The organism is Curtobacterium sp. HSID17257, from assembly GCF_003989515.1.
Taxonomy (GTDB): Bacteria; Actinomycetota; Actinomycetes; order Actinomycetales; family Microbacteriaceae; genus Curtobacterium.
The window spans coordinates 1-25,743 of sequence record NZ_RBLU01000044.1; the positions used below are offsets into that span (position 1 = coordinate 1).

Annotated in this window: 23 protein-coding genes and 1 tRNA gene; 11 read left to right on the plus strand and 13 right to left on the minus strand. The window is 71.8% G+C overall.

Annotated elements, in window-relative coordinates; all coding sequences use genetic code 11:
- Nucleotides 1-279: 279 nt before the first annotated feature.
- The 7 genes from D8M35_RS08885 to D8M35_RS08910 form a co-directional block, all read right to left on the minus strand.
- Complete coding sequence (locus D8M35_RS08885; RefSeq protein ID WP_126891531.1) at nt 280-1,323, minus strand: Gfo/Idh/MocA family protein; 1,044 nt, start codon at nt 1,321-1,323, stop codon at nt 280-282.
- Nucleotides 1,324-1,519: 196 nt separating this feature from the next.
- A complete protein-coding gene (locus tag D8M35_RS08890) occupies nt 1,520-2,446 on the minus strand; it encodes a prenyltransferase (RefSeq protein ID WP_126891532.1) in 927 nt (308 codons plus the stop codon).
- Entirely contained in the window at nt 2,443-2,919 is a 477-nt protein-coding gene (locus tag D8M35_RS08895) for a lycopene cyclase domain-containing protein (RefSeq protein WP_194074870.1), read from the minus strand. Before D8M35_RS08895 ends, D8M35_RS08890 begins: the two co-directional genes overlap by 4 nt.
- On the minus strand, nt 2,916-3,278 hold the full coding sequence (locus D8M35_RS08900; protein WP_126891533.1) for a lycopene cyclase domain-containing protein: 363 nt from the start codon (nt 3,276-3,278) through the stop codon (nt 2,916-2,918). The genes D8M35_RS08895 and D8M35_RS08900 overlap by 4 nt, the downstream gene beginning before the upstream one ends.
- Complete coding sequence (gene crtI, locus D8M35_RS16385) at nt 3,278-4,942, minus strand: phytoene desaturase family protein (protein WP_174234725.1); 1,665 nt, start codon at nt 4,940-4,942, stop codon at nt 3,278-3,280. The genes D8M35_RS08900 and crtI overlap by 1 nt, the downstream gene beginning before the upstream one ends.
- Nucleotides 4,939-5,856, minus strand: coding sequence for a phytoene/squalene synthase family protein (locus D8M35_RS16390; protein WP_153257438.1), 918 nt, complete (start codon nt 5,854-5,856; stop codon nt 4,939-4,941). Before D8M35_RS16390 ends, crtI begins: the two co-directional genes overlap by 4 nt.
- Entirely contained in the window at nt 5,853-6,911 is a 1,059-nt protein-coding gene (locus D8M35_RS08910; protein ID WP_126891534.1) for a polyprenyl synthetase family protein, read from the minus strand. Before D8M35_RS08910 ends, D8M35_RS16390 begins: the two co-directional genes overlap by 4 nt.
- 21 nt (nt 6,912-6,932) lie before the next feature.
- Between D8M35_RS08910 and idi the strand changes: the two genes are divergently transcribed.
- The 5 genes from idi (at nt 6,933) to D8M35_RS08935 (ending at nt 13,144) form a co-directional block, all read left to right on the plus strand.
- Nucleotides 6,933-7,475, plus strand: a complete 543-nt coding sequence (gene idi, locus D8M35_RS08915; RefSeq protein ID WP_126891535.1) for an isopentenyl-diphosphate Delta-isomerase — start codon at nt 6,933-6,935, stop codon at nt 7,473-7,475.
- 170 nt (nt 7,476-7,645) lie between these two features.
- Nucleotides 7,646-8,665 carry a LacI family DNA-binding transcriptional regulator gene (locus tag D8M35_RS08920; protein ID WP_126891536.1) on the plus strand — a complete coding sequence of 340 codons (1,020 nt, stop codon included), beginning with the start codon at nt 7,646-7,648 and terminating at the stop codon, nt 8,663-8,665.
- Nucleotides 8,666-9,130: 465 nt separating this feature from the next.
- Entirely contained in the window at nt 9,131-10,654 is a 1,524-nt protein-coding gene (mmsA, locus tag D8M35_RS08925; RefSeq protein ID WP_126891549.1) for a multiple monosaccharide ABC transporter ATP-binding protein, read from the plus strand.
- The gene (gene mmsB / locus D8M35_RS08930) at nt 10,651-11,943 is read left to right on the plus strand and encodes a multiple monosaccharide ABC transporter permease (RefSeq protein ID WP_126891537.1); all 1,293 of its coding nucleotides are present in this window, start codon (nt 10,651-10,653) and stop codon (nt 11,941-11,943) included. Before mmsA ends, mmsB begins: the two co-directional genes overlap by 4 nt.
- A gap of 85 nt (nt 11,944-12,028) precedes the next feature.
- Nucleotides 12,029-13,144, plus strand: coding sequence for a sugar-binding protein (locus D8M35_RS08935; RefSeq protein WP_126891538.1), 1,116 nt, complete (start codon nt 12,029-12,031; stop codon nt 13,142-13,144).
- Nucleotides 13,145-13,307: 163 nt separating this feature from the next.
- On the opposite strand, the gene D8M35_RS08940 is transcribed toward D8M35_RS08935, so the two are convergent.
- The 3 genes from D8M35_RS08940 to dcd all read right to left on the minus strand — a co-directional run bounded on the left by D8M35_RS08940 (nt 13,308) and on the right by dcd (nt 14,878).
- Nucleotides 13,308-13,688, minus strand: coding sequence for a DUF86 domain-containing protein (locus tag D8M35_RS08940; protein ID WP_126891539.1), 381 nt, complete (start codon nt 13,686-13,688; stop codon nt 13,308-13,310).
- Nucleotides 13,685-14,194: an XRE family transcriptional regulator gene (locus D8M35_RS08945; RefSeq protein WP_161972632.1), complete on the minus strand. Its 510-nt coding sequence runs from the start codon at nt 14,192-14,194 to the stop codon at nt 13,685-13,687. Before D8M35_RS08945 ends, D8M35_RS08940 begins: the two co-directional genes overlap by 4 nt.
- A 96-nt stretch (nt 14,195-14,290) precedes the next feature.
- Complete coding sequence (gene dcd / locus D8M35_RS08950; RefSeq protein WP_126891541.1) at nt 14,291-14,878, minus strand: dCTP deaminase; 588 nt, start codon at nt 14,876-14,878, stop codon at nt 14,291-14,293.
- 103 nt (nt 14,879-14,981) lie between these two features.
- Here dcd and D8M35_RS08955 point away from each other — a divergent pair, with 103 nt between their 5' ends.
- Nucleotides 14,982-16,097: a GNAT family N-acetyltransferase gene (locus tag D8M35_RS08955; protein ID WP_126891542.1), complete on the plus strand. Its 1,116-nt coding sequence runs from the start codon at nt 14,982-14,984 to the stop codon at nt 16,095-16,097.
- 85 nt (nt 16,098-16,182) lie between these two features.
- A complete protein-coding gene (locus tag D8M35_RS08960) occupies nt 16,183-18,228 on the plus strand; it encodes a cytochrome c oxidase assembly protein (RefSeq protein WP_126891543.1) in 2,046 nt (681 codons plus the stop codon).
- A gap of 98 nt (nt 18,229-18,326) precedes the next feature.
- Here the strand turns inward: D8M35_RS08960 and D8M35_RS08965 are convergent, their stop codons facing one another.
- From D8M35_RS08965 to D8M35_RS08975, 3 genes are all read right to left on the minus strand, one after another.
- Nucleotides 18,327-20,573, minus strand: a complete 2,247-nt coding sequence (locus tag D8M35_RS08965; protein WP_126891544.1) for an Ig-like domain repeat protein — start codon at nt 20,571-20,573, stop codon at nt 18,327-18,329.
- A 169-nt stretch (nt 20,574-20,742) separates the two neighbouring features.
- Nucleotides 20,743-21,078 carry a hypothetical protein gene (locus D8M35_RS08970; RefSeq protein WP_126891545.1) on the minus strand — a complete coding sequence of 112 codons (336 nt, stop codon included), beginning with the start codon at nt 21,076-21,078 and terminating at the stop codon, nt 20,743-20,745.
- Between the two features lies 1 nt (nt 21,079).
- Nucleotides 21,080-22,159 (minus strand): DUF6177 family protein, encoded by a 1,080-nt coding sequence (locus D8M35_RS08975; protein ID WP_126891546.1) that lies wholly within the window; start codon nt 22,157-22,159, stop codon nt 21,080-21,082.
- A 208-nt stretch (nt 22,160-22,367) separates the two neighbouring features.
- Here D8M35_RS08975 and D8M35_RS08980 point away from each other — a divergent pair.
- The 4 genes from D8M35_RS08980 to D8M35_RS08995 form a co-directional block, all read left to right on the plus strand.
- Nucleotides 22,368-22,441: transfer RNA gene (locus tag D8M35_RS08980), tRNA-Gly, on the plus strand.
- 63 nt (nt 22,442-22,504) lie between these two features.
- Complete coding sequence (locus D8M35_RS08985) at nt 22,505-23,623, plus strand: AI-2E family transporter (protein ID WP_126891547.1); 1,119 nt, start codon at nt 22,505-22,507, stop codon at nt 23,621-23,623.
- A 37-nt stretch (nt 23,624-23,660) separates the two neighbouring features.
- Complete coding sequence (locus tag D8M35_RS08990) at nt 23,661-24,776, plus strand: FAD-dependent oxidoreductase (RefSeq protein WP_126891548.1); 1,116 nt, start codon at nt 23,661-23,663, stop codon at nt 24,774-24,776.
- A 28-nt stretch (nt 24,777-24,804) separates the two neighbouring features.
- Nucleotides 24,805-25,743: glycerate kinase (locus D8M35_RS08995; protein WP_148113346.1), on the plus strand; the 939-nt coding region annotated here is incomplete at its 3' end.

Genomic DNA, 25,743 nt, shown 5'->3' on the forward strand with positions numbered 1-25,743 from the left:
CCCGAGACTCGGGCCCGGCGACGGTCCTCGCACCCGCGGGCACGAGGACCGTCGCGCAGCGCGAGTCTCACGCCCGGGTCTCCGGACGGGAGGCGCGTGGCGGCCGCGCCACGCGCCTCCAGTCCGTCGTCGGCCGCGTTCTCGCGCGCCCGTTCCTTCCCAAACCGGTTGCGATGGCAGGTGGGAACGGGCGTACCTGGTCGAACGGAACGACCAGGTACGCCCGGATCCGCCAGGTACGCCCGGAAGCGCCGGGTTGGGAGGCGGAACGCGAGCGCCCTACTCGGGCAGGACCACGTCCTCGGGGCGGCCGGACGCTGCCGAGCGGCCCGCGGCCTCCATGAGCGCCAGGCTCCGCAGGTTGTCGCGGCCGCTCGTCTCCGGCGCCGCGCCGCCCTCCACCGAACGCGCGAAGGCCTGCAGTCCACCCTGACGGTCGGTGTGCTCGAGGGTCGGCAGCTCGACGGCCTCGGCCTCGGCGTCCTGGTCGGCGCGCAGCGTCACCCGGTCCCCGGCGATCTCGCTCGGCGACCCGTCACGGCTCGTGAACCAGATCTCCCCGTCCTCGCCCTGGATGCTCCACTCCCCCGCCCAGGCGGTGCGGGGAGCCCGCGAGAGCCAGCTGCCGCGGTAGCTCACGACCACGCCGTCCTCGAGCTCGATGATCATCGACGTCACGGCCTCGTCCTGGTACTTGCTGTAGCCCGGGTACGACGCGCGGGCGTAGACGCGGACGGCCTCGAGCCCGGTGATCATCCGGAGCAGGTCGAAGTGGTGGATCGCCATGTCGTTGATCATCGGGTGCGGGAACCGGTAGTGCGGGTAGGTCTCCACGGGCTGGTCGTTGTCCCACTGCCGGAAGTCGATGCTGATCGCGGACAGCTCGCCGAGCTCCTTCGCCGCGAGCAGCTCCTTGACCGCCCGGGGCGCCGGGTACCAGCGGTAGTTCTGGCTGACCTGCAGGACCAGGCCGAGCTCCTCGGCACGGCGGACGGCGGTGAGGGCCTCGTCGGTGGAGTTCGCGAACGGCTTCTCGACGAGGACGTGCTTGCCGGCCTCGAGTGCCTCGAGCGCGAGCGGCACGTGGGTGACGGCCGGTGCGGTGATGACGACGGCGTCGGCCTCGACCCCGGCGAGCGCCTCGGTGAGCGAGGCGAACGCGGCGGATGCCGGCAGGCCGAGGTCCTCGCGCACGGCGTCCAGCGTCGCGGGGACCGGGTCGACGAGCCCGACCACCTCCACTTCGGTGACCTGCGGGATGGCGGTGCGGGCCCAGTTGCCGCCCCAGCCTCCGAGACCGACGTGGATGATGCGGACCGTCATGCGTGCACTCCTTCGTGACCGGCGCACCACGACTCCCGCGGCGCGTGCGTCCAGTCTGTCAGGCCGACGACGGCTGTCGTGCAGGACCGCCGAGGCCCTGTCGATGGAGCAGGAAGTGTCGGGTGCTCGCTACCGACCCGACGTCTTCTGCGCCATCGATGCACGTCGGCCACGCACGAGTCGGCATCGCGCTGCGTCAGTGTGTCAGGGCGTAGACGATGAGTGCCATCGTCACGATGAACCCCGCCAGGTAGTTGATCCAGAGGAACCGCTTCCACCCCGCGTTCGCCGCCTCGGCCCCGGCGTCGGTGACGTTCCACCACGGCAGCACGTTGAGCGCGTACGGCACGACGACGATCGCCGCGATCGGCCCCGGGAAGTCCGAGAACAGCAGCGCGACACCGGCCACGAGGTACGCCACGAACGCCAACCGGACCGTCGCCCGGGCACCGATCACCGTCGCGACGGAACCGATGCCCCCCGCGCGGTCGGCCAGGACGTCCTGCACGGCACCGAACGCGTGCGAGGCCACCCCCCACAGGAAGAACGCCACGCACACGGCGACGAGCGCCCCGGTCCAGTGCGGTCCGGCGAGCGCCAGCCCGTAGACGGCCGGGGACACGAAGTGCGTCGACGAGGTCAGCGAGTCGAGGAACGGCTTCTCCTTGAAGCGCAGCCCCGGCGCCGAGTACGCGATCACCGCGAACACGCTGATCGCGAGCACGAGCCACGACCACGGCCCGTTGCCGCTCCGGGCGCCGAGCACCACGAGTGCGATGAGGAACGGCACGTTCGTGACGACGACGGCCCACAGCGTGGTGCGGTGCACGCTCTTGTCGAGCAGCGCACCCTCCACCCCGCCCTTCCGCGGGTTCCGCAGGTCCGACTCGTAGTCGAAGACGTCGTTGATGCCGTACATCGCCAGGTTGTACGGCACGAGGAAGTACACGACGCCGACCAGGAACGCGACGAGCGAGAACCCGCCGCCACCGTCGAGACCGACCCCGCTGCCGAGCAGGTACGCCGCACCGAAGGGGTAGGCCGTGTTCACCCAGCTGATCGGACGCGACGACACGAACAGGGCGCGCGCGGTCGACGGTCTGGAGGCACTGCTCACGGTCACGGGGTCTCCTCCGGTCGACGGGGTGGCTGGGTCGGCGTTCCGACCGTACCGGTCCCGCGTCCCGCCCCGCGGACGGTCGGGTGGCCGGGCGACCGGTCGGGCGCGCGGTCGTGTGCCCGACCGCGCGGGCGTTCCAGCAGGACCCAGCAGCTCGGCAGCAGCAGGGCGGCGCCGATCGAGTACGCGAGGTCCTCGACCGGGAACAGCCCGACCCGGGCGCCGGAGATGAGCGCGTCGTCGTAGGCGACGATGCCGAGCCCGACGATCACGTTGTTGAAGACGCCGGTCATCACGAGCAGCGCGATGCCGGCCGCGACGGCGCTGACCGTACCGACGACACCGACGGCAGCGCCGGTCCGCCGCCGACCGGCTCCACGACGTCGGGCGGCGACCACACCGGCCACCACGGCCACGAGCGCGGCGAACGCCAGGAACGGCACCGCGAGCAGGGCGTACGTCGCCGTCCCGGTCACGCGCGCGACTCCTCGTCGACCGCGGCCGGCGAGCCGGAGCGGTCGAGCCGCCGGGCCACGACCGGACGCAGGGCGCCGAACAGGTCCATCGTCGTCCAGCACAGGAGCACGAGGAAGAAGACCTCCTCGAGCGGGACCTCGGGCGCGAGCAGCACCCCCGTCAGCAGGTCGTTCCGTCCGATGAAGAAGATGCCGAGGTGCACGCCCGCGACGTCCCACACCAGGAAGAACACGAGGCCGATCGCCATCACCGCGGTGGCGCGCAGCGGGCTCCGCCAGAAGAACAGCCGGTACCGGGCGTCGAGCACCGCGATGCCGGCGATCGACACCAGGAGTCCGGCGAGGTAGGCCCCCGGCATCAGCCCGCGGTCCGGGCGGACCCCGCCGTCGACGACCCGGCCGGCCCCGACGTCGGTGCCGGCAGCGGCGTCGGCAGCGGTTCGGTCGACGTGTCGCCGTGGATGCGCTTGAGCAGCACCTCGGCGCTGATCAGGCACATCGGCAGCCCGATGCCCGGGGTCGTCGAGGCGCCCGCGTAGTAGAGACCGTCCACCTTGCGGGAGACGTTCGCCTCGCGGAAGAACGCACTCTGCGCCAGCGTGTGCGCCGGCCCGAGCATCGACCCGCTCCACGCGTTGTAGTCGTCGGCGAAGTCCTGCGGGCCGATCGTGCGGCGCACGCGGATGCGGTCGCGCAGGTCCGGGACGCCGGAGCGCTCCGCGATGACGTCGATCGCGCGGTCGGCGATGCGCTCGACCTCGGCGTCGCCGGCACCGTCGATCCCGCCCTTGCCGATCGACAGGTCGGCGGGCAGCGGCACCAGGACGAACAGGTTGCTCGACCCCTCGGGCGCGACGGTGTCGTCGGTGAGCGAGGGCGCGCAGACGTAGATCGACGCCGGGTCCGGCACGTGCCGGTCCTTGCCGAAGATCGCGCCGAAGTTGGCCTCCCAGTCGGCGGTGAAGACCAGCGTGTGGTGCAGCAGCCCGGGCACGGGGCCGTCGACGCCGAGGTAGACGAGCACGGCGCTCGGCCCCGGGTCGCGCTTCCGCCAGTGCGGCTCCGGGTAGGTCCGGTGCTCCGCGTCGAGCAGGTGCAGCTCGGTGTGGTGCAGGTCGGCAGCACTCACCACGAGGTCGGCGGGGACCGTGTGCGACGCACCCGCAGCGTCACGGTGCACGACGCCCGTGACGTGCCCGTCCTCGACGACGATCCGCGCGACGGTGGCACCCGTCGTGATCGCCGCGCCCTCACGACGGGCGACCCGCTCGACGGCCGAGATCACCTCGGTGATGCCGCCCGTCGGGTAGAGCACGCCGTCGGCCAGGTCGAGGTGGCTCATCAGGTGGTACATGCTCGGCGCGGCGTACGGGCTCGTGCCGAGGAACACCGCCGGGTACCCGAGCACCTGCCAGAGCCGGCGGTCCCGCACGGCCTTCGAGGCGAACGTCGACAGCGGCTGCAGCAGGAGCCGGGCGAGCTTCGGCAGGCGACGGAGCACGTCCGGGGCGGCGAGCTTCGTCAGGTCCTGGAACGTCGTGTAGAGGAAGCGGCGGACCGCCATCGCGTAGGTGTCCTCGGCGGAGTCGAGGTACTTCCGCAGCCGATCGCCGGCTCCGGGCTCGATCGACTCGAAGAGCGCGATGTTCGCCTCGCGGTCGGCGCTCAGGTCGATCGGCTCGTCGTCGCCCTCGCTGTACACGCGGTACCCCGGGTCGAGCCGGACGAGGTCCATCTCGGCCTCGGCCGTGGTGCCGAGCAGTCGGAAGAAGTGGTCGAACACCTCGGGCATGAGGTACCAGGACGGGCCGGTGTCGAACCGGAAGCCGTCCCGCTCCCACGACCCGGCGCGGCCGCCGAGCTGGTCGCGTTGCTCGAGCACGGTGACGGCGTAGCCGTCGCGGGCGAGCAGGGCGGCGGACGCGAGTCCGCTGATGCCGCCGCCGACGACGACGGCACGCCGGGCCGGCACCACGCGCTGCGACGCCGGCATGGACGGACGGGAGGCGCGGGGCGGGGTCATGCACGGCCTCCAGACCGGTGGTGGGCTGCACGGGACGACAGCGGTGCTCGGCCGGCGAGCACGCGCGCGGCGAGCTGCGCCTTGACCGGGTTCGGGACGCGCACGCGCGTCGTCACCAGGCGGTCCGCCGGGCAGGCGGCGATCCGGTCGTTGAGCTCCTGGAACAGGGCGTGCGCGAGACCGACGGCCTTGCGGGCGTCGACCGGGAGCAGCGGGACCGTCAGCGCGGCGCGGTCGAGGTCCGCCTGCACGTCGGCGACCAGGCGGTCCTTCGTCGCCTCGTCGAACGTGCGGACGTCGACGCCCGGGAAGTACGAGCGACCGAGCACCTCGAAGTCGGCGTGCAGGTCGCGCAGGAAGTTCACCTTCTGGAAGGCCGCTCCGAGCGCCCGCGCCCCGTCGACGAGCACGGCGTCGTCGAAGGTCGGCCGTCCGGCGCGGTACACGAAGGCACGGAGGCACATCAGGCCGACGACCTCGGCGGAGCCGTACACGTACCGGTCGAACGACCCCTGGTCGTGCTCGGTGCGCTCGAGGTCCATGCGCATCGACGCGAAGAACGGCTTCGTGAGCTCCGGCCCGAAGCCCGTCGTGCGGGCGGTGCGGGCGAAGGCGTGCACGACGGGGTTCACCGAGAAGCCGAGCGCCATCGCACGCTCGGTGTCGGCCTCGAGCTCGTCGAGCACGGTGCGGGCCAGGTCGTGGTCGAGCCCGGCCTCGGTCGCGGGGCCGTCGACGACCTCGTCGGCGACGCGGACCAGCGCGTAGACGTTGCGGATGTGCTCGCGGGTGTCCTTGGCGAGCAGTCGGCTCGCCAGGCCGAACGAGGTCGAGTAGCGCTCGATGACGACCCCGGAGGCAGCCTCGGCCGTCGCGTCGTACAGGGGCAGACGCGGAGGTGCGGTCTGGGTCACCGCACGCGCTCCAGCAGTTCGGACACCAGGTGCTCCAGTCGTTCGGCGAGCTCGTAGGGCAGGGCCGCGAGCTCGGCGCGGGCGAGGGCGGCGTGCTCGGCGATCCGGGACTCGGCCGCCGACTTCGCGCCGCAGGTCTCCAGGGTTGCACGGAGCTCGGCCGCGCGTTCCTCGCTGAGGTCGGGGTCGCCGAGGTAGGGCGCGATGTCGTCCCAGCAGTCGGTGGTCGCGGCGTAGGCGATGAGCATGGTGCGCTTGCCCTCGCGCAGGTCGCCGAGCACGGACTTGCCGGTCACGGTCTCGTCGCCGTAGACCCCGAGCAGGTCGTCGACGATCTGGTAGGCGATGCCGATCTCGCGGCCGAAGGCGCCGAGGGCCTCGACGACGGACTCGTCCGCGCCGGCGAGCACGGCCCCGGACTGCAGCGGCGCCTCGAACGAGTACACGCTCGTCTTCGCCCGCTCCATCGCCAGGACCTCGTCGACGGTCGGCATGACGCCCAGCGCGAGGTCGACGTCGGTCATCTCACCCGCGGCACTCGCGAAGACCGCGTCGTCGAGGATCTCGAGCAGGCGCGCGCGACGGTCGCCGATGACACCGGACGCCTCGACGAAGCGTGCGGCTGCGACGAGGGCGAGGTCGCCCGCGATCACGGCGGCGCTGAGCCCGCGGTGCTCGGCGGTGGGCAGCGCCAGGCCGCCCGTCGTGCCGGTGTCGCGGAAGGACCCGGCGACGTTCGGCTCCCCGCGGCGCGACCAGTCGCGGTCGATGACGTCGTCGTGCACGACGAGCGCGGTGTGCAGCAGTTCGTAGGCCGCGGCGACGTTCGCGGCGGCGTGGGCGTCCGTGCCGCCGAGCCCGGCGTACGCGGTGAGGACCATGCGCGGGCGGAAGCGCTTGCCGCCCATGCTGGCTCGACGGAGCACCCGCCAGAGTTCCTCGGACGGTCTGCCGAACCGACGCGCACGGGCCGACGACACCGCGAAGAAGCGTTCGATGCAGTCGTCGACCAGTGCGAGGTCGATCTGCGCCACGGTGGCCGCTTCCTCGCTCATTGGCCTAACCTATCGGGGCAGATGAACACTTTCCCGGAATCCGTCGTCCTGCTCGCCGAAGACCGCACTCCCATCGGCACCGCCGAGAAGTTCGCGGTGCACACCGAGGACACCCCGCTCCACCTGGCGTTCTCGTGCCACGTGCGCAACGTCGAGGGCAAGGTCCTCGTGACCCGTCGGGCGCTCTCGAAGAAGACGTGGCCGGGGGTCTGGACGAACACGTTCTGCGGGCACCCCGGGCCGGACGAGGCCTTCGAGGACGCCGTCGCCCGCCGCGCCTCGCGCGAGCTCGGCATCACGGTCCGCGACGTCGAACTCGTGCTGCCCGACTTCCGGTACCGCGCGGTGGACGCGTCGGGCATCGTCGAGAACGAGGTCTGCCCGGTGTTCCGCGCCGTGACCGACGACGTCCCGGCGCCCGCGGACGACGAGGTCGCCGAGTACGCCTGGCTCTCCGAGGACGAACTGCGCGCGTCGGTCGCCGCGGCGCCGTTCGCGTGGAGCCCGTGGCTCGGGTGGCAGCTCACCGAGCTCGAGCAGCAGGGACTGCGCGTCACCCGCTGAGCGATCGCTCACTCGACGCGCGTCTGGTCGCCGGGTGACGTGCGCGCTGGTCGCGGTCGGCTCCGACCAGGACACGGCTGGTGTGCAGCCCGGGGACGTGCATAATGATCTGGCTCGGGATGTGAACGTGCACATCGAGGTGCCACGGCCCCGGGCGGGAGAGAGCAACGATGGCGTCACCGCGGACACAGCAACCGCGCTCGCCCAGCATCCGCGACGTCGCGCGGGTCGCCGGCGTCTCGCACCAGACGGTGTCGCGTGTGCTCAACAACTCGGACGCGATCCGTGCGGAGACGAAGGACCGCGTGCTGGCCGCGATGGAGCAGCTGCAGTACCGGCCGAACCGCGCCGCGCGGGCCCTGGTCACGAGTCGGACGCACACCATCGGCGTGCTCACCGCCCAGCGGTCGCACTACGGCCCGGCCGCGACGATGCAGGCCATCGAGGACGCCGCCGTCACGCGCGGCTACTCGGTGACGACCTCGAACATCGCCGCAGCCACCGACGAGGCGGTGCGGGACGGACTGGGGCACCTGCTCGACCAGGACGTCGAGGGGATCATCGTCATCGCGCCGCAGCAGCGCGTGTTCGACCTGATCGAGGAGCTCGGGATGCGGACGCCCTACGTGGCGCTCCGCACCAGCGGCGGGGACGAGCGCTCGACGCTCTTCATCGACCAGATGGAGGGCGCCCGGCTGGCGACGGCGCACCTGCTCGACCTCGGCCACGAGTACGTGCGGCACATCGCCGGCCCGCAGGACTGGATCGAGGCCGAGGCGCGGATGCAGGGGTTCCTGCGCGAGATGTCCGACCGGGACATGCCGGTCGTCCCGCCGATCCTCGGGGACTGGACCGCGGACTTCGGGTACCACGCGGGCCGTGAGCTCCTGCGGTACCGCGACTGCACGGCGATCTTCTGCTCGAACGACGCGATGGCGCTCGGGGTCATGCACGCGGCGCGGTCGTACGGGCTCGACGTCCCGGGTGACCTGTCCGTGGTCGGCTACGACGACATCCCCGAGGCGAAGCACCTCTGGCCGCCGCTGACCACGGTCGAGGTCGACTTCCCGGAGCTCGGTCGTCGCTGCGTCGAGCTGCTCCTGCCGTCCGAGGGCCACGCGCTCCGCCCGGTCGACCTCGTGCCGCAGCTCGTGGTGCGCGGCTCGACGGGCGCACCGCGGCGTCGCTGACCCGACCACGCGTCGGCCGGGAGGCCGGTGGCGGCCCCGCCCCGCGCCTCCCGTCCGTCTGTGGAGCAGAAGACGTCGGGTACCGCCGCCGGACCCGACAGTTGCTGCTCCACCGATACCTCTCGTCGCCGACCACCCCACCTCGGGGGGCGTCAGCACGCGGATTCCGCCGCATCACGCGGGCCGTTACAGAAACGCGACCGAACCGAATTGACAGCCGCGACGGGGCTGTGCGTAAATTACCTCCGTTCCGCCGATGTGAACGGTCACATGACCGTTACACCGAGCAGGACACCGGACGCGACAACGAGGTCCACGCAGGCACTCCTGCGCCCCCGATGCCGCACCTCACCACCCGAAGGACTGCCGCACCGCAGCGGCAGAAGGAGATGCACCGTGGCGTCAACCCCACAGGGACCGGACCTGGCCACCAGGTCCGTCACCAGCGCCGAGACCATCCTCGAGATGCGGTCGATCACCAAGGAGTTCCCTGGTGTCAAGGCGCTCTCGGACGTGTCGCTCAGCGTCCGCGCCGGCGAGATCCACGCGATCTGCGGCGAGAACGGCGCCGGCAAGTCGACCCTCATGAAGGTCCTGTCCGGCGTCTACCCGTACGGCACCTACAGCGGCGAGATCGTCTACGAGGGCGACGAGGTCCGCTTCAAGGACATCAAGCAGTCCGAGCAGGCCGGCATCGTCATCATCCACCAGGAGCTCGCGCTCATCCCCGAGCTGTCGATCACCGAGAACCTGTTCCTCGGCAACGAGCCCGGCCGCTTCGGCGTCATCGACTGGACCAGCGCCCAGCTCCGCGCCCAGGACCTGCTCGCCCGCGTCGGCCTCGACGAGGACCCGGACACGCAGATCAAGAACCTCGGCGTCGGCAAGCAGCAGCTCGTCGAGATCGCGAAGGCCCTGCACAAGGACGTCAAGCTCCTCATCCTCGACGAGCCGACCGCGGCCCTGAACGAGAACGACTCGCAGCACCTGCTCGACCTGATCGTCGGGCTGAAGTCCAAGGGCATCGCGAGCATCATCATCAGCCACAAGCTCAACGAGATCGAGCAGATCGCCGACGAGATCACGATCATCCGTGACGGCAAGGCGATCGAGACGCTCAACGTGAAGGGCGACGGCGTCAACGAGGACCGCATCATCCGCGGGATGGTCGGCCGCTCGCTGGAGAGCCGCTTCCCGGACCGCACGCCGAAGATCGGCGAGGTCTTCTTCGAGGTCAAGAACTGGACCATCCAGCACCCGCAGGACGCGTCCCGCCTGGTCGCGAAGGGCTCGAACTTCCACGTCCGCCGCGGCGAGATCGTCGGGTTCGCGGGCCTGATGGGCGCCGGCCGCACGGAGCTCGCCATGAGCATCTTCGGCCGCTCCTACGGCAACTTCATCGACGGCCAGATCATCAAGGACGGCCGCGAGATCAAGATCGCGAACGTCCAGCAGGCGATCCAGAACGGGCTCGGCTACGTCTCCGAGGACCGCAAGGCCCTCGGGCTGAACCTGCTCGACACGGTGAAGCGCTCCACGGTCGCCGCCGACCTGCCGAAGATCTCGAAGGCCGGTGTCGTCGACTCCCTCGAGGAGTACGACGTCGCCGAGCGCTACCGCAAGATGCTCCGCACCAAGGTGCCGACCGTCGAGGAGAACGTCGGCAAGCTGTCCGGTGGGAACCAGCAGAAGGTCGTCCTGTCCAAGTGGATGTTCACCGACCCGGACCTGCTGATCCTCGACGAGCCCACCCGCGGCATCGACGTCGGCGCGAAGTTCGAGATCTACGGCATCATCCAGCAGCTCGCGGCGCAGGGGAAGGGCATCATCCTCATCTCCTCCGAGCTCCCCGAACTCCTCGGCCTCTCCGACCGGATCTACACGATCTTCGAGGGCCAGATCACGGCTGACGTCCCCGCGGACCAGGCCGACCCCGAGACCCTCATGCGCAGCATGACCTCCGCGCGGAAGGGCGCACTGATCTCATGAAGAACCTGAAACTGCTCTTCGGCAAGGGCAACAGCATCGGCCAGTACGGCATGATCATCGCGCTCATCGCGATCCTGATCCTGTTCTCGATCCTGACGAACGGGCTCATCCTCGAGCCGACGAACATCATCAACGTGTTCCTGCAGTACTCCTACATCCTCATCCTGGCGCTGGGGATGGTCATGGTGATCATCGCGGGGCACATCGACCTGTCGGTCGGTTCGGTCGCGGCGTTCACCGGCATCATCGTCGCCCAGTCGATGGCGCAGTGGAACTTCCCGGCGTGGGCCGCGATCATCCTCGGCCTCGCGGTCGGTGCGGCGGTCGGCGCCTGGCAGGGCTTCTGGGTGGCGTTCGTGAAGGTCCCGGCCTTCATCGTGACCCTGGCCGGCCAGCTCATCTTCCGCGGTGCGAACCAGATCATCGGCAACTCGACCTCGCAGCCGGTGCCGGACGACTACGCGAAGATCGGCTCGGGCTTCCTGCCCGACTTCGGCCCGGACTTCGGATTCTCGAACGGCACGATCATCCTCGGCATCGTCACCTGCCTCGTGCTCGTCTTCCTCGAGTTCCGCGGTCGCCAGCGTCGCAAGAAGATGCAGGCCGAGGTCGTCCCGCTCTGGGTCTCGATCGTCCGCACGGGCATCCTGGTCGCCGTCACCCTCGTCGCGACCTACCTGTTCGGTGCCGGCCCGGCCGGTACGTCGATCCCGATCGTCGCGATCATCCTCGGTGTCCTGACGATCCTGTACGGCTTCCTCACCAAGAACACGATCTTCGGCCGCCAGGTCTACGCGGTCGGTGGCAACGCGAACGCCGCCGTCCTGTCGGGTGTCAGCGCTCGCAAGGTCAACTTCTTCGTCATGATGAACATGTCCGTCCTGGCCGCCGTCGCCGGCATGGTGTTCGTCGGCTACTCGGGCGCCTCGGGCCCCGCCGACGGCACCGGCTGGGAGCTCGACGCGATCGCCGCCGTGTTCGTCGGTGGTGCCGCGGTCGCCGGTGGCATCGGCACGATCTCCGGATCGATCATCGGTGGTCTCGTCATGGCCCTGCTGTCCAACGGTCTGTCGCTGGTGGGCCTCGAGTCCAACCGCGTCCAGATCATCCGCGGTCTCGTCCTGCTCGTCGCCGTCGCCTTCGATGTCTACTCGAAGTCGCAGGGTCGTCCGTCCCTGATCGGCGGGATGCTGAAGCAGTTCCAGCGGAAGGACACCGAACAGAACACGGTGGCCGCGCAGCAGCCGCGGAGCATCGAGGACCAGCCCGAGAAGGTCAACGTCCAGTAACACGTGGCGGGCGGCCGCTCCGGTGGCCGCCCGCACGATCCCTGCACCACACAGCACCACTCCTCAACGAAGAGAAAGCAATCTCATGCGCAAGAAGCTCATCGCCGGCATCGGTCTGGCACTGGTCGCGGGCCTCGCCCTCAGCGGCTGCTCGGCCCGTGGCAACGACACCGGCTCCGGCTCGTCGTCCGACGGCGCGTCGAACGTCAAGATCGAGAAGGGCGCCCTGATCGGCGTCGCACTCCCCGCCAAGACCTCGCAGAACTGGGTCCTCGCGGGCGCCGCGTTCGAGAAGTCCATCGAGGACGCCGGCTTCAAGGCCGACATCCAGTACGCCAACGCCGGCAACCCGGTCCCGGACCAGCAGGCCCAGATCCAGTCGATGGTCACCAAGGGCGCGAAGGCGATCATCATCGGTGCCGCCGACGGTTCGCAGCTCGGCACGCAGGTCGCCGCCGCCAAGAAGTCCGGCGCCGTCGTCATCGCCTGGGACCGCAACATCCTGAACACCGACAACGTCGACTACTACGTCGCGTTCAACAACTTCAAGGTCGGTCAGCTGCAGGGTCAGGCCCTGCTCGACGGACTCAAGGCCAAGAAGCCGAACGGCCCCTACAACATCGAGCTCTTCTCCGGCTCGCCCGACGACGCCAACGCGAAGGTCTTCTTCAACGGCGCCATGGACGTGCTCCAGCCGAAGATCGACGACGGCACGCTGAAGGTCGTCTCGGGTCGCACCAGCTTCTCGGAGACCAACACGCAGGGCTGGCTCGCGCAGAACGCCCAGTCGCGCATGACCGACATCCTGACGAAGTCGTACACGAACACCGAGCTCGACGGTGTCCTGTCGCCGAACGACACCCTGGCCCGCGCGATCCTGACGGCCACCAAGGCCGCCGGCAAGCCGAACCCGGTCGTCACCGGTCAGGACTCCGAGACCGCCTCGATCCCGCTGATCATGCAGGGCGAGCAGTACTCGACCATCTACAAGAACACCACCGAAGAGGCGCAGGCCGCGATCGACCTGGTCTCCGACCTGGCCGACGGCAAGACCCCGAAGACCACCGAGGACAAGAACAACGACAACGGCAAGAAGATCGTGCCGGCCGTCGAGCTGACCCCGGTCCTGGTCACCAAGGAGAACGCGGTCGAGGCCTACAAGGGCAACGACACCCTCGAGGAGCTCGCCAAGAAGGGCTGATCCCCTCTGCAGCAGCAGCACAGCACGAGGAAGGCCCCGTCTCGCTCCGGCGAGACGGGGCCTTCCCGCGTCCCGGGGCAGGCGCGAGACGCCGGCGTTCCGCACGACGGTGAGCGAGCCGGACGGGAGGCACGGGGTGCGGCCGCCACGCGCCTCCCGTCCGTCAGCCTGCCGGGTCCGCGACCCCGCCGACGTTGCCGGAGGACGCGCCGAACGCGCGGAGGCGCTCGGCCGCCTCCCGCAGCCGCGGGACGTCGACGCGTGCCGTCCCCAGCAGCACCGACGGGGTCACCGACTGGCATCGCCCGGTGAGCCGGTCCCCCACTCCGGCGAGCCGCGCCCACGGGATCTCCGGCTCGGACGCGGTGAGGACGTCGGGCAGCGCCGCGACGACCGCCCCGATCTCGATCAACCGCATCCGGACCGCGTCGAGCACGACGTCCGACGGGTGCGCGCCCTCGACGTATCGCTCGATCGCCTCGCAGGCTCGGACGACCTCGTCGAGCCGCTCGTCCACGTCCGCGCCGACGCCTGTACCGGTCACAGCGGGACCGCTGCGTGGTGCTTCTCCGGGCCGGCACACGCGGCGTCGAGCACCTCGACGTCGACGCCGAGCAGCCGCTCCGCCTCGTCCTGGATCCGCATGAGCGTGAAGATGCCGGCGCCCCGCTCGAGGTCCACGAGCAGTCCGACGGACTCGCGTCGCCGTCGCGACCCGGTGGTGCACAGGACGCGTGGTGCAGCGCCGCCGTTGCGTTCCACCGCGGCGACCAGGGCCTGGCGGACGGCCGTCACCCGGTCGAGCAGCGATAGCGGCGCGTCCACCGGCAGCAGGTCGACCGACGCCTCGAACCCCGCCGCGCGGACGAGGCGCTGCAGCGCCGCGAGCGAGGGTTCGCGCCGACCGTTCTCGTAGGTGCTGATCACGCTCTGCGTGACCCCGGCGCGCGCCGCGAGCTGGACCTGCGTCAGACCGGCGCGCAGCCGGGCGTCGCGGATGATCTCGGACGCCACAACCGGCTGCGGCGCACGGGTCGGTGCTTCGGCCATGCCGCAACGATACACAGAGTGCGACATTTCGCGGTCTGGTGGTACATCACCGGTACGGAGCAGCCACCCACCTGCCCGCGCTCGGTCGCGCCGCTGTCAGTCGTGCTGCGAGACGTCCGCGCGGTGGAAGTTCAGCGCCGAGCGCGACGGGGTCGGACCGCGCTGGCCCTGGTAGCGGGACTGGTACTCGGCAGAGCCGTAGGGCTTCTCCGCCGGGCTCGACAGCTGGAAGAAGCAGAGCTGCCCGATCTTCATCCCCGGCCAGAGCTTGATCGGCAGCGTCGCGACGTTCGACAGCTCGAGCGTGACGTGGCCCGAGAAGCCCGGGTCGATGAAGCCGGCCGTCGAGTGGGTCAGGAGACCGAGGCGCCCGAGCGAGCTCTTGCCCTCGAGCCGGGCGGCGATGTCGTCCGGCAGCGTCACGACCTCGAACGTCGACCCGAGGACGAACTCCCCCGGGTGCAGCACGAACGCCTCGTCCGGGTCGGTCTCGACCAGGCGGGTGAGCTCGGGCTGGTCCTCGGCGGGATCGATGTGCGGGTACTTGTGGTTGTCGAACAGCCGGAAGTACTTGTCGAGCCGGACGTCGATGCTCGACGGCTGGACGAGCGAGGGGTCGTACGGGTCGAGGCCGATCCGCCCCTCGGCGAGCTGGGCGGTGATGTCGCGGTCGGAGAGCAGCACGCGCAGAAGCCTAGCGGCAGGGTGCGGCCACCGATATGCTGCGAGGCTGCCCTGCCGGGCGGCGGACGACGGCCGTCCGACCGGCCGACCACAGGGGGCACCGATGACCGACCGCACCGCCACCATCGACGGAAGGTCCGTCGTCGAGGAGCTCGTCGTGCCGGCGACGATGGACGACGACCCGGAGCTGGTGCGGGCGTTCTGCGACTGGCTCGCGGTGTCCGACGCGGCCGAGGTCGCCGTGCACGGGCTGCCCGAACTGCCGTGGACCCCGGCCGAGTACCTGCCGATGTGTCACGAGCCCGGGTCACCGAGCCGCCTGTTCGTCGTGCGCGACGACACCGGCGAGGTCGTGGCCGCCGGCGCGTACGACTCGAAGACGGAGCCGGGCACGACGAACTGCTGGCTGTCGGTGGGCGTCCGCCCCGACCGTCAGCGCCGGGGGTTCGGCACGCTGCTGGCCGACCACCTCGAGCAGCTCGCCCGGACCGAGGGACGCACGCAGTGGAAGACGTACGCCGTCTCGCGGCAGGTCGGTCCCGCCGAGGGCCCCGGGTACCGCCAGGCGCCGACGGGCTCCGGGGCCGTCCCCGAGGACGAGGCGGCGGTGCGGTTCCTGACCGACCGCGGCTGGCGCTTCGGGCAGGTCAACCGGATCAGTCGGCTCGGGCTCCCCGCCGATGCGTCGGTCGTGCGCGAGTTGCACGACCGCGCCGCGACGGCGGCGGGAGCGGGGTACCGGGTGCACACGTGGACCGGCGCGACCCCTGAGCGGTGGCTCGACGACCTCGCCCTGCTCCACACCCGGATGAGCACCGACGCCCCCGAGGGCGACATGCAGGAGCCCGAGGACGTGTGGACGGCCGACCGCGTCCGCGAGTCCGAGCAACAGCTCGCAGCCGGCCCGCACACCATGCTCACGATCGCCGTCGAGCACGTCGAGAGCACCACCCTGGCCGGTTTCAGCCAGCTCAAGGTGCCGATCGACCCGTCGCGCGCGGTGATGCAGTGGGACACGCTCGTGCTCCGCGAACACCGCGGGCACCGGCTGGGCTGGCTGCTCAAGGTGGTCGGGATCGAGACGGTCGAGCGGGACTTCCCGGGCCGGCCGTCGATCGTCACCTTCAACGCGGAGGAGAACCGGCCGATGCTCGACGTGAACGAGGCGGTCGGGTTCGTCGGCGTCGGCAGCGAGGGGATCTGGGAGCACCGCGACTGACGGGCATCGGCCCCGCGACCCCCGGGGCGGGGCGGCACCGGACTGGGACCGCGGTGTCAGGCGGGCGACCTACCATTGGACGGTCATGACCGTCACGTCAGCCGCCACGCAGCCCGGGGACACGGCACCCGACCCCGCCCCCACCTCCGCGCGCTCCACCACCGTCGCGACGGTCCTGGTCATCGCCGTCCCGCTCGCCGTGGCGTGCGCCGTGCTCGGCATGACCGTGACCGGTGCCTTCACCGCGTCGCAGCAGCTCGTCTCCGCCGGCGACCTGGTCGAGTACGGCCTGCCGGTCGCGCGCGTGGTGCACGACACCACCGCAGCCCTGACGATCGGCCTGCTCATCGTCGCCGCGTTCGCGCTGCCCGCCAAGAAGGCGGACCACGGCGCGATGTCGAGCGTGCAGCACCGCGCCGCGCGCTGGGGGGCGGCGGCCGGAGCGGTGTGGTTCCTGGCAGCCGTCGTCGGCATCGTCCTGACCGGCGCGAACACCCTCGGGGTCCCGCTCACCAGCCCGGTGTTCGCCCGCAACTTCCTGCTCTTCGCGTTCCAGGTCGAGATCGGCCAGTCGCTCGTCGTCTCCGCCGCGGCGATCCTGGTCGCGACGCTCGTCGCCGCGTTCGCCACCCGGGTCACCACGCTCGCGGTCGCCACGGTCGCCGGGCTCTTCGCACTGCTGCCGCTCGCACTGTCCGGGCACGCCGCCGGGTCACTCGAGCACGCGAACGCCGTGAACTCGCTCGCCGTGCACCTGGTCGCCGTGTGCGTCTGGGCCGGCGGGCTCGTCGCCGTGCTGCTCCTGCGGACCCGGACGAAGGGCGCCACCGGACGGGTCGTCGCCCGCTACTCGACGCTCGCGGGCTGGGCCTTCGCCGCGGTCGCCTTCTCGGGCATCGTCAACGCCTCGCTCCGCCTGACCGGACCGGCCGACCTCGTCACGACGACCTACGGCTGGCTCATCACGGTCAAGGCCGTCATCCTCGTGCTGCTCGGGCTCGCCGGGGTCGCCCAGCGCCGGAAGCTCGTCCCCGGGCTCCTCCGCGCGCCGCTCGACCGGAAGCTCTTCGTCCGGTTCGCCCTGGCCGAGATCGTCTTCATGGCGGTGGCGATCGGCGTCTCGGTCGCCGTGTCCCGGTCGCAGCCGCCGATCCCGCAGACGCCGGAGACCGGGCAGGACACCCGCTCCGGGCTGCTCGGCTTCGCGTACCCGCCGGCGCAGACCGTGCAGACCTACCTGACGCAGTGGCACATCGACTGGGTCTACCTCGCCGTCGCCGTCGTCGGTGCCGGCTGGTACCTGCTGTCGGTGCGCAAGCTCAAGCAGCGCGGCGACTCGTGGCCCGTCGGCCGCACCATCGCCTGGCTGCTCGGCTGCGCGCTGTTCATCTGGACCACCTCGGCCGGACCGGCGGTGTACGGCATGGTGCACTTCTCCTCGCACATGCTCCAGCACATGCTGCTCATGATGTTCGTGCCGCTGCCGCTCGTCCTCGGTGGCCCGGTGCTGCTCGCCCTGCGCACGCTGCCGGTGCGGAACGACGGCTCCCGTGGCGCCCGCGAGTGGCTCATGCTCTTCACGCACTCGCGGTGGATGCAGTTCCTCGCGAAGCCCGCCGTCGCCGGGGTCATCTTCGCCGGGTCGCTCGTGGTGTTCTACTTCACGCCCGCGTTCCAGTACGCCATGCAGTCGCACGAGTGGCACGTCGTGATGGTCGTGCACTTCGTCCTGAGCGGCTACCTGTTCTTCTGGGTGTTCATCGGCGTGGACCCGGGGCCGAAGCGCCCGCAGTACCCCATCCTCATCATCGCGCTGCTCGCCACCCTGGCGTTCCACGCCTTCTTCGGCGTCGCCGTGATGACGTCGCAGTCCGTCTTCGCGGTCGACTGGTTCCACGCCCTCGGTCAGACCGACGACCGCGCCCTGCTCGCCGACCAGCACACCGGCGGCGGCATCGCCTGGGGCGCGTCCGAGCTGCCGATGGTGTTCGTCGCGCTGCTCGTCGTGCGCAACTGGGTCCGGACGGACAAGCGCGACGCGAAGCGCCTCGACCGCAAGGCCGACCGCGACGGCGACGCCGACCTCAAGGCGTACAACGAGCGGCTCGCGGCGTTGGGCAAGCGCGACTGAGACCGCAGGTCGGTGCGGGCGCCTGCCCGACGGCTGGCAACGAGCGAGCGCACCGTGCGATCCGCACGGTGCGCTCTCTCGTTCCGGGAACTCCCCGACTACCCCCGGGCAGCCCGGGTCCGACGGACCATCAGGAGCACGAACCCGGCCACCAGCAGCGCCACGGCGAGCGCGATGCCCGTCCAGAGCGCGATGGTCGAGCCGGTGAACGCCAGTCCAGCGGGAGCCGCAGCCGCAGCAGCCGGGGTGGAGCTGGGCGCCGGTGTGGTCGGCGCGGACGTCGGTGCGGGTGCGGCCGACGTGGGGCCCGACGTCGGCACCACGACGGCGTCCTGCACCGTCACGTCGAACGCGTCCGACGTCGACCCGGCGTACACGGCGTCGCCGGAGTAGACCGCGACGATCCGGTGTCGGCCGGCGGCGAGCGTCGTGACGTCGCAGCTCGCGTCCGGGAGCGTCACGGTGCACAGGACCCCGTCGCCCTCGCGGAACGCGACCGTCCCGGTGGGTGTCGGCTGGCCGTCCTCGTCGCCGAGGCCGTCGACGAACAGGGTGACCGGGTCGCCGACCGTGACGGGCTCGGTCGAGTCCGGGGAGGCGGTGACGGCGGTCAGGAGCTTCGACACGACCAGCGTGCCGGTGCCCTCGGCGGTGACGTGGTCGGCGTCACCGAGGTACGTCGCGGTGACGCTCGTCTGCCCGGCCTCGGGAGCGACGAGCGTGCACGTCGCCGTCCCGTCGGTGAGCTCGGCGGTGCAGAGCTCGGCGCCGGTCGCGGTGTCGGTGAACCGGACGGTGCCGGTCGGCACGCTGGGGTCGGTGGTCTCGGACGAGGCGACCGTCGCGCGGAGCGTCGCGTCCTCGCCGACGGACACCGTGGTGTCGTCGACGGCGACCGTGGTGGGCTGCGGGGCGACGGTGACGTCACGGGTGACCGTGATCGCCTCGGCGTCGACCGACGAGACGACCGTCGACACCGTCGCGGTGCGGGCCGTGCCGGTCACGGTGAACGGGATCGTGAGCGTCGGCAGGTCGGTGCCCGGTGCGCGGTCGGCCGCGGCCTGCTCGCACGTGACGACCCGGCCGGAGGCGGAGCAGGTCCAGCCGTCGCCGGAGGCGCCGTCCACGGACGGGGTGACACCGTTCGGGAAGGTCGTCGTGGTGCGCACGGCGCGCGTCTCGGTGCCGCCGTCGGCGGAGACGGTCGGGGTGACCGTGACGGTGCCGGAACCGGCGTGCGCGACGTCGGTCGTGCCTCCCGTCCGAGCTGTCAGGACCGGGACCGCACCGGCGGCGGTCGTCGCGACCAGGTCGGTGACCTCGTGCACGTCGGTCGCGCCGCCCGTACCGGCGGTGAAGCCGTAGGTGAGCTTGTAGGGGTAGCCGGTCGCCGGGTCGATCCACGAGGGGTCGATGCCGGCGACGTTGCTGGTCGGGTCGAGCTTCGGCAGGTCACCGAAGACCACCTGCTGACCGGCGCCGAGGCTCGTGAAGACCACGGCGTACTGGCCGGCCGGCACCGAGACGGTCGGGGCCCGCCGCGCCGTCAGTGCCGATGCGGTCGGGTTGACGACGACCTCGACGGGCACGGCGACCTCGCTGCGGTCACCGAACGCCGATCCGCGGAGCGAGCCGTCGGCGGGGGTGACGGACTGCACGCAGTAGCCGGAGAAGCCGTCGCCCGCGCCGCGCACGGTGACAGAGTTGTTCGCGCCACCGCGGCTCTGGTCACCGACGCAGCCGGTGTAGTTGCCCGCGAACCCGCCGTAGGTGTCGAGACCGACACCGAGGTACGCGTGCTGCAGCCCCTGGACGCCGCCGGCCGGGTACGCGGCGTAGCCGAGCGCACCGCCCGTGTACCCGGTCTTCGCGGGGACGGCCGGGTCGTACGGGTCGGTCGCCGCGAGGTAGAAGACCATCCCGTCCGCGCCGCTGCCGTCGTACTGGTACGTCGTGAACGTCGCGTCGAGGCCCTTGTCGGTGGGGACGGCCTGCTTCGCGCCGACCGCGCCGATCTGCGCCTGGCCCTGGGTGGTGAGCCGCAGGGCGCCGGAGCCGGGCTCGTCGGACCCGGAGGTGCAGGCCGGGACGGAACCGCTCCCGTCGCCACCGGTGAGGCAGGCGGAGTTGCCGCTCGCGGCCGGTGTCGCCGGGAGGACCCAGCCGTCCCCGGCGTCGGCGCCGCGGAAGGTCTGGTCGGCGAAGGTGGTCTGCGTCGGGACCGCCGCGCCGGCCGCGGAGACGTCGGCGCCGACGAACGCGAGACCGGCGAGACCGGTCACGACGAGGCCGGTGAGGATGCTGCGGACGCGCGCGACGGCGCGCCCCTGAGGTCGTTGAGCCAAGGGAGCCCTGTTCAGTGAGGAGGGTGTCGACCAGGAGCAGCAGCCCAGCTCGTCGACGTCGGGTCCTCACACCGTAGGGCTCGCCCGGTCGCACGACGCCGTCACGGCGCCCGGTACCCCCGTACTGGGGGCGGAACAGCTGTCCGATCGGCGCTGTCCCGAGGGAGGCTCAGTCCCCGTGGACGATGCAGACGGCGTCGAGCTCCATCGACGCCTCGAGCGCAGCGGTCACGCCCGCTTCACCCTCGGGCCCGAACGGCGTCACCGTGTCCACCCACCAGAGCGGTGTGGACAGTGTCGGGGCGTCCGGCAGGATCCGCGCGACCTCGTCGATCGAGTCGACCCGTCGGACACCGAGCACCGTGATCACCGGGTGCGTCGCGTCCTGACAGACCTGCAGCACCGGTCCGTCGTCGAGGGCGCGGACGCCCCACGTCTCGTCGTGCAGCAGCAGGGCCTCCGCGACGTCCCGGGTCTCGACCGGTCCGCGGCAGAGCAGCGTCACGTCACGCGGCACCCTGACCGCCCGTGCTCCGTCCGGACGTGACGTGCGCCCCGCGGTCGTGGCCGTCGAGTGCGCCCTCGTCGTGCGCGGGGTCGAGCGGGGCGCCGCCGACGAGCTGCAGGAAGCGGTCCTCGTCGATCCGGTCGAGGAAGGCCTCGAGTGCCTCCCACCCGTCGTCGAACCGCACGACCAGTCCGCCCCCGCCGAAGCCCGACGTCGTCGTGCGCGCCGGTGGCCACTCGCCGTCGCGATCGAGGAACTCCGCCGCCTCCGGCCCGACGACCACGGCCAGCGGGGTGGGTTCCTCGTGTGCGACCGCGCGCACGAGGTGGTCGGCGTCCCCGCGGCGCTCCATCACGACGCCGAACACCGGCTCGACCTGGTCGGCGACGCGGTGTACGGCGTCGAGCAGCCGCGACGCGAGCGCCGGGTCGGTGCCGTCCTCGGGGATGGTGAGCACCGCCGACATCGTCTCGACCACGACGCCGTCGAGCAGGTGCGCGGTCATCGTCGCCGAGAACCCCTCGCCGTGCGCGTACGACGTCGAGACGTCCGGGGCCTCGTGCTTGGCGTACTGCGTGACGACCCAGCGGTCCCACGGCATGGTCAGCGGCTCACTGGTGCCCCAGTGCGTCGGACAGGTGCCGACGGTGTCGCACAGGGCCTCGATCGCGGCACCGATGTCCACGGCGCGGTCGGCGTGGTGGCGGAGGGTCAGGTCGATGCTGATCTGGCGCACGGAGTCCGCGGGCGCGCGGTGGTCCGGCGACGGCGGACCGGTGAGCTCCGGCCCGCGGCGGGCGAAGTCCTCGATCCCCGATGCGGCGACGCCGGTGCGGCCGTCCCGCAGGCTGCCGTCGGGCCCGTCCACGGCCCACGCAGCGTGGTGCACGCCCAGGGCGTGCCGCAGGGCGGGGGTGACCGAGGCCTCCCGGTCGGTGCGGAGCACGACCGTGCGTCCGGACTCGGACGCACGACCCAGCAGCGAGGCGAGCGACTCCGTCAGCCACACGACCGGCGATGCGGAACGGACCACGATGGCGGTGCCGACCACGTCGTCGATGAGGGGATGCCTGACCATCCGGGTCCTCCTCCGGGTAGGGGCGACGGAACCCCCTGGACGGTACACACGGCCGCACGGGCTGTCCGTCGGCGCACGGACCTCACAGGGGAGACACGGCGACGGCCGGGAGGCACGGATCACCGCCGCCGCGCGGCGTGCGGCGCGGACTCGGCTGGCATCCAGCGGAGAATCCGCTAGGCTTGCTGCGTCCCGCTGGTCGGGATGCGCGAGTGTAGTTCAATGGTAGAACTCCAGCTTCCCAAGCTGGTAGCGCGGGTTCGATTCCCGTCACTCGCTCCACTTCCTCCCCCTGGTCTGCCGACGGGGTCACGGCCGTGCCGATCCGACCCGGAAGACCCCGCCATGCACCTGCGCCGCTCCCCCGCGCCCACCGTCCGACCGAGCACCTGGACCGACCCGTACGGCCGGCTCGCGGTGCGGTGCCTGCAGACCGTCGTCATCGTCGTGGTGATCGGCGGGATCGTCACCGCTGCGACGACCCTGAGCCTCGTCACGATCCCCGTGCTGCTCGCGCTCATCATCGCCTCGGCGCTCCACCCCGTCGTGGCATGGCTGCGTCGGCACGGCGTGCCCTCGGTGCTCGCCACGACGATCGCGTTCGTGGGTGTCCTCGCGGTGCTCGCCGGCGTCCTGTGGCTGCTCGTCGCCGCGTTCGCCGGGCAGTGGCCGACGCTGCAGGCCTCGGCGGTCGACGGGCTCCAGCAGGTGCAGGACCTGCTGCACGAGCTGCCCGTCCGGGTGACCGACGGGCAGATCGAGGACGCGGTGTCCGGCATCGTCGACTTCGTGACGAGCGCGCGCTTCGGGGCGGGTGCGATCGCCGGCATCTCCGCGGTGACGAACGTCGTCACCGGCGCCGTACTGATGGCGGTCATCCTGTTCTTCTTCCTCAAGGACGGACCGGCGCTCTGGGAGTTCCTGCTCCGCCCCTTCACCGGCGAGCAGTACGACCGCGCTCGTCGGATCGGGGACCGCGTCGTCACGACGCTCGGCGGCTACGTGCGCGGGACGGCCGCGGTGGCAGCCTTCGACGCGGTCGCGATCGGCACCGGACTCGCGGTCCTCGGCGTCCCGCTGACCATCCCCCTGGCCGTGGTGGCCTTCGTGACGTCGTTCATCCCGATGATCGGCGCGCCGATCGCCGGCACCCTGGCCGCGCTCGTGACCCTCGTCGCGCTCGGACCGGTGAAGGCGGTCGTCGTCGTCGCGATCGTCGTGCTCGTGAACCAGATCGAGGGCAACTTCCTGCAGCCCGTCCTGATGGGGAAGACACTGCGCCTGCACGGGCTCGTCATCCTGGTCGGCCTGACCGCGGGCACCGTGCTCGGCGGGGTGACCGGTGCGCTGCTCGCGGTGCCGCTGATCGCCGCCGCGTGGGGCATCGTCCAGGTCTGGAACGGGGAGGACGCACCGGCGACGCCCTGGCGGCAGAAGCGACGCGAGACGGTGCCGGTCGGCTGAGCGCCGGGCGGTGACCACGCCGCACTACGCTGCCGTGATGGACGGGACACAGCCGGGCGAGCACCGGTTCGACGGGCACGTGGTGATCGGCGGCGGCGTCGTGGGTGCTGCCGCTGCCTGGGCACTGACCGCCCGCGGCGAACGCGTCCTGCTCGTGGAGCAGCACGGCCGCGGGCACCTCGAGGGGTCGTCGCACGGCGCGACCCGGATCTTCCGGCAGGGCTACAGCGACCCGGAGTACGTCGCGCTGACGACCCGGGCGCTCGCGCTCTGGGACGCGCTCGAGGCATCGACGGGCACGACGCTGCTCGACCGGACCGGCGCGGTCGACCACGGCCGGCCCGAGGTGGTCGACGCGATCGCCGCGGCGCTGGCGGACACGGGGATCCCCCACGAGACCCTGACCCCGGACGACGCCGCTGCGCGCTGGCCCGGCATCGCGTTCGAGGGGCACGTCCTGACGCACGCCACCGCCGGGCGCATCCGTTCGGCCGACGCGATCGAGCTCTTCCTGACGCTGGCGGAGCGCACGGGCCTCGCCGAGCTCCGGTTCGGCAGCCGGGTCTCGGCGATCACGGACCACGGGGACGACGTCACCGTGACCCTCGGCGACGGCACGGCGGTCCGGACCGCGAGCGTGGTGGCAGCCGCGGGGTCCTGGGCACCCACGCTGGTGGGCGACGTGCTCGCCGGGCGCGGGGCGGTCCTCCCGGCCGTCTGCGTCACCCAGGAGCAGCCCGCCCACTTCCCCAGCCACCTGCCGGACGAGGCCTGGCCGTCGTTCGTGCACTGGGCCGACGGCGACGACGTCTACGGACTGCTGACGCCGGGCGAGGGGGTCAAGGTCGGGTTCCACGGCACCGGTCCGGTCGTCGACCCCGACGCCCGTGACAAGCGGCCCGTGCCCGCGGAGGCCGAACGGCTGCAGGCGTACGTCGCGCGCTACGTGCCGGGCGTCGACGCGACCCGACCGACCTTCATCAGCTGTCTGTACGACACCACCCCGGACGAGGACTTCGTCATCGACCGGCGGGGACCGCTCACCGTCGCGACCGGGTTCTCCGGGCACGGGTTCAAGTTCGCGCCGCTGCTCGGGGAACTCCTCGCCGACCTGGCGACCGGAGGCGAGCCGCACCCGCGCTTCGCCCTCTGACCGTGCACCGTCCCGCTACGGTGGTCCGGTGCGCGTCGTCATCGCTCCCGACTCCCTGAAGGGCACCGCGACCGCGGCCGACACCGCGCGGGCGGTCCGGGCCGGGTGGCTCGACGAACGGCCGGAGGACGACGTCGTCACCGTGCCGATGGCCGACGGCGGCGAGGGGACCTTCGACGCGTTCGCTTCGGCGTACCCGACGGCGGTACACGAGCCCGTGACGGTGACCGGGCCGGACGGCACGCCCGTCGACACCCACTGGCTGCGCCTGCCCGACGGCCGGGCCGTGGTGGAGCTCGCGGCGACGAGCGGACTGCCGCTCCTCGGCGGGGACCTGCGCCCGGAGACCGCGACGAGCCGCGGCTTCGGAGAGGCCATCGCCGCCGCGCTCGACGCCGGGGCGACCGGGCTCGTGCTGGGCATCGGGGGCAGCGCCTCGACCGACGGCGGCCGACCGGTGCTCGAGGCGCTCGGGCTGACCGTCGACGCCTCCGGCGCGGTCGACCGCTCGGGACTCCGGCCCCTGCCCACGGGCGGAGTGGTGGTCCTGTCCGACGTCACGTCGCCGCTGCTCGGACCGGCCGGAGCGGTCGCGGTGTTCGGACCGCAGAAGGGCATCACGCCGGACACCGCGCCGGCGTTCGAGGAACGACTGTCCGGGTGGGCTCGGAGCCTGCCCGAGGTCGACCCCGCGACACCGGGTACGGGTGCCGCGGGCGGCGTCGGGTTCGGGCTGCTCGCCTGGGGTGCGACGCTCGCACCGGGAGCGCGGGCGGTCGCGGACGTGCTCGGACTGCCCGTCCTGCTCGACGGCGCCGACGTCGTGGTCACCGGTGAGGGACGCTTCGACGAGCAGAGCGCCGCGGGCAAGGTGCCGTCGGTCGTCCGGGCGCTCGCGACGGAGCGCGCGCCGGGGGCTCGTGTGGCGCTGGTCGCGGGGGCGATCGAGGCGCGGCTGGACGACTTC

Coding starts and splice junctions, on each gene's coding strand:
- D8M35_RS08955 (WP_126891542.1), top strand. CDS start 14,982: ATGACCGACCGCACCGCCACCATCGACGGAAGGTCCGTCGTCGAGGAG.
- D8M35_RS08920 (WP_126891536.1), top strand. CDS start 7,646: ATGGCGTCACCGCGGACACAGCAACCGCGCTCGCCCAGCATCCGCGAC.
- D8M35_RS08990 (WP_126891548.1), top strand. CDS start 23,661: ATGGACGGGACACAGCCGGGCGAGCACCGGTTCGACGGGCACGTGGTG.
- D8M35_RS08935 (WP_126891538.1), top strand. CDS start 12,029: ATGCGCAAGAAGCTCATCGCCGGCATCGGTCTGGCACTGGTCGCGGGC.
- D8M35_RS08910 (WP_126891534.1), bottom strand. CDS start 6,911: ATGAGCGAGGAAGCGGCCACCGTGGCGCAGATCGACCTCGCACTGGTC.
- D8M35_RS08900 (WP_126891533.1), bottom strand. CDS start 3,278: ATGCCGGGGGCCTACCTCGCCGGACTCCTGGTGTCGATCGCCGGCATC.
- mmsA (WP_126891549.1), top strand. CDS start 9,131: ATGCGGTCGATCACCAAGGAGTTCCCTGGTGTCAAGGCGCTCTCGGAC.
- D8M35_RS08975 (WP_126891546.1), bottom strand. CDS start 22,159: ATGGTCAGGCATCCCCTCATCGACGACGTGGTCGGCACCGCCATCGTG.
- mmsB (WP_126891537.1), top strand. CDS start 10,651: ATGAAGAACCTGAAACTGCTCTTCGGCAAGGGCAACAGCATCGGCCAG.
- crtI (WP_174234725.1), bottom strand. CDS start 4,942: ATGACCCCGCCCCGCGCCTCCCGTCCGTCCATGCCGGCGTCGCAGCGC.
- idi (WP_126891535.1), top strand. CDS start 6,933: ATGAACACTTTCCCGGAATCCGTCGTCCTGCTCGCCGAAGACCGCACT.
- D8M35_RS08885 (WP_126891531.1), bottom strand. CDS start 1,323: ATGACGGTCCGCATCATCCACGTCGGTCTCGGAGGCTGGGGCGGCAAC.
- D8M35_RS08945 (WP_161972632.1), bottom strand. CDS start 14,194: ATGGCCGAAGCACCGACCCGTGCGCCGCAGCCGGTTGTGGCGTCCGAG.
- D8M35_RS08985 (WP_126891547.1), top strand. CDS start 22,505: ATGCACCTGCGCCGCTCCCCCGCGCCCACCGTCCGACCGAGCACCTGG.
- D8M35_RS08960 (WP_126891543.1), top strand. CDS start 16,183: ATGACCGTCACGTCAGCCGCCACGCAGCCCGGGGACACGGCACCCGAC.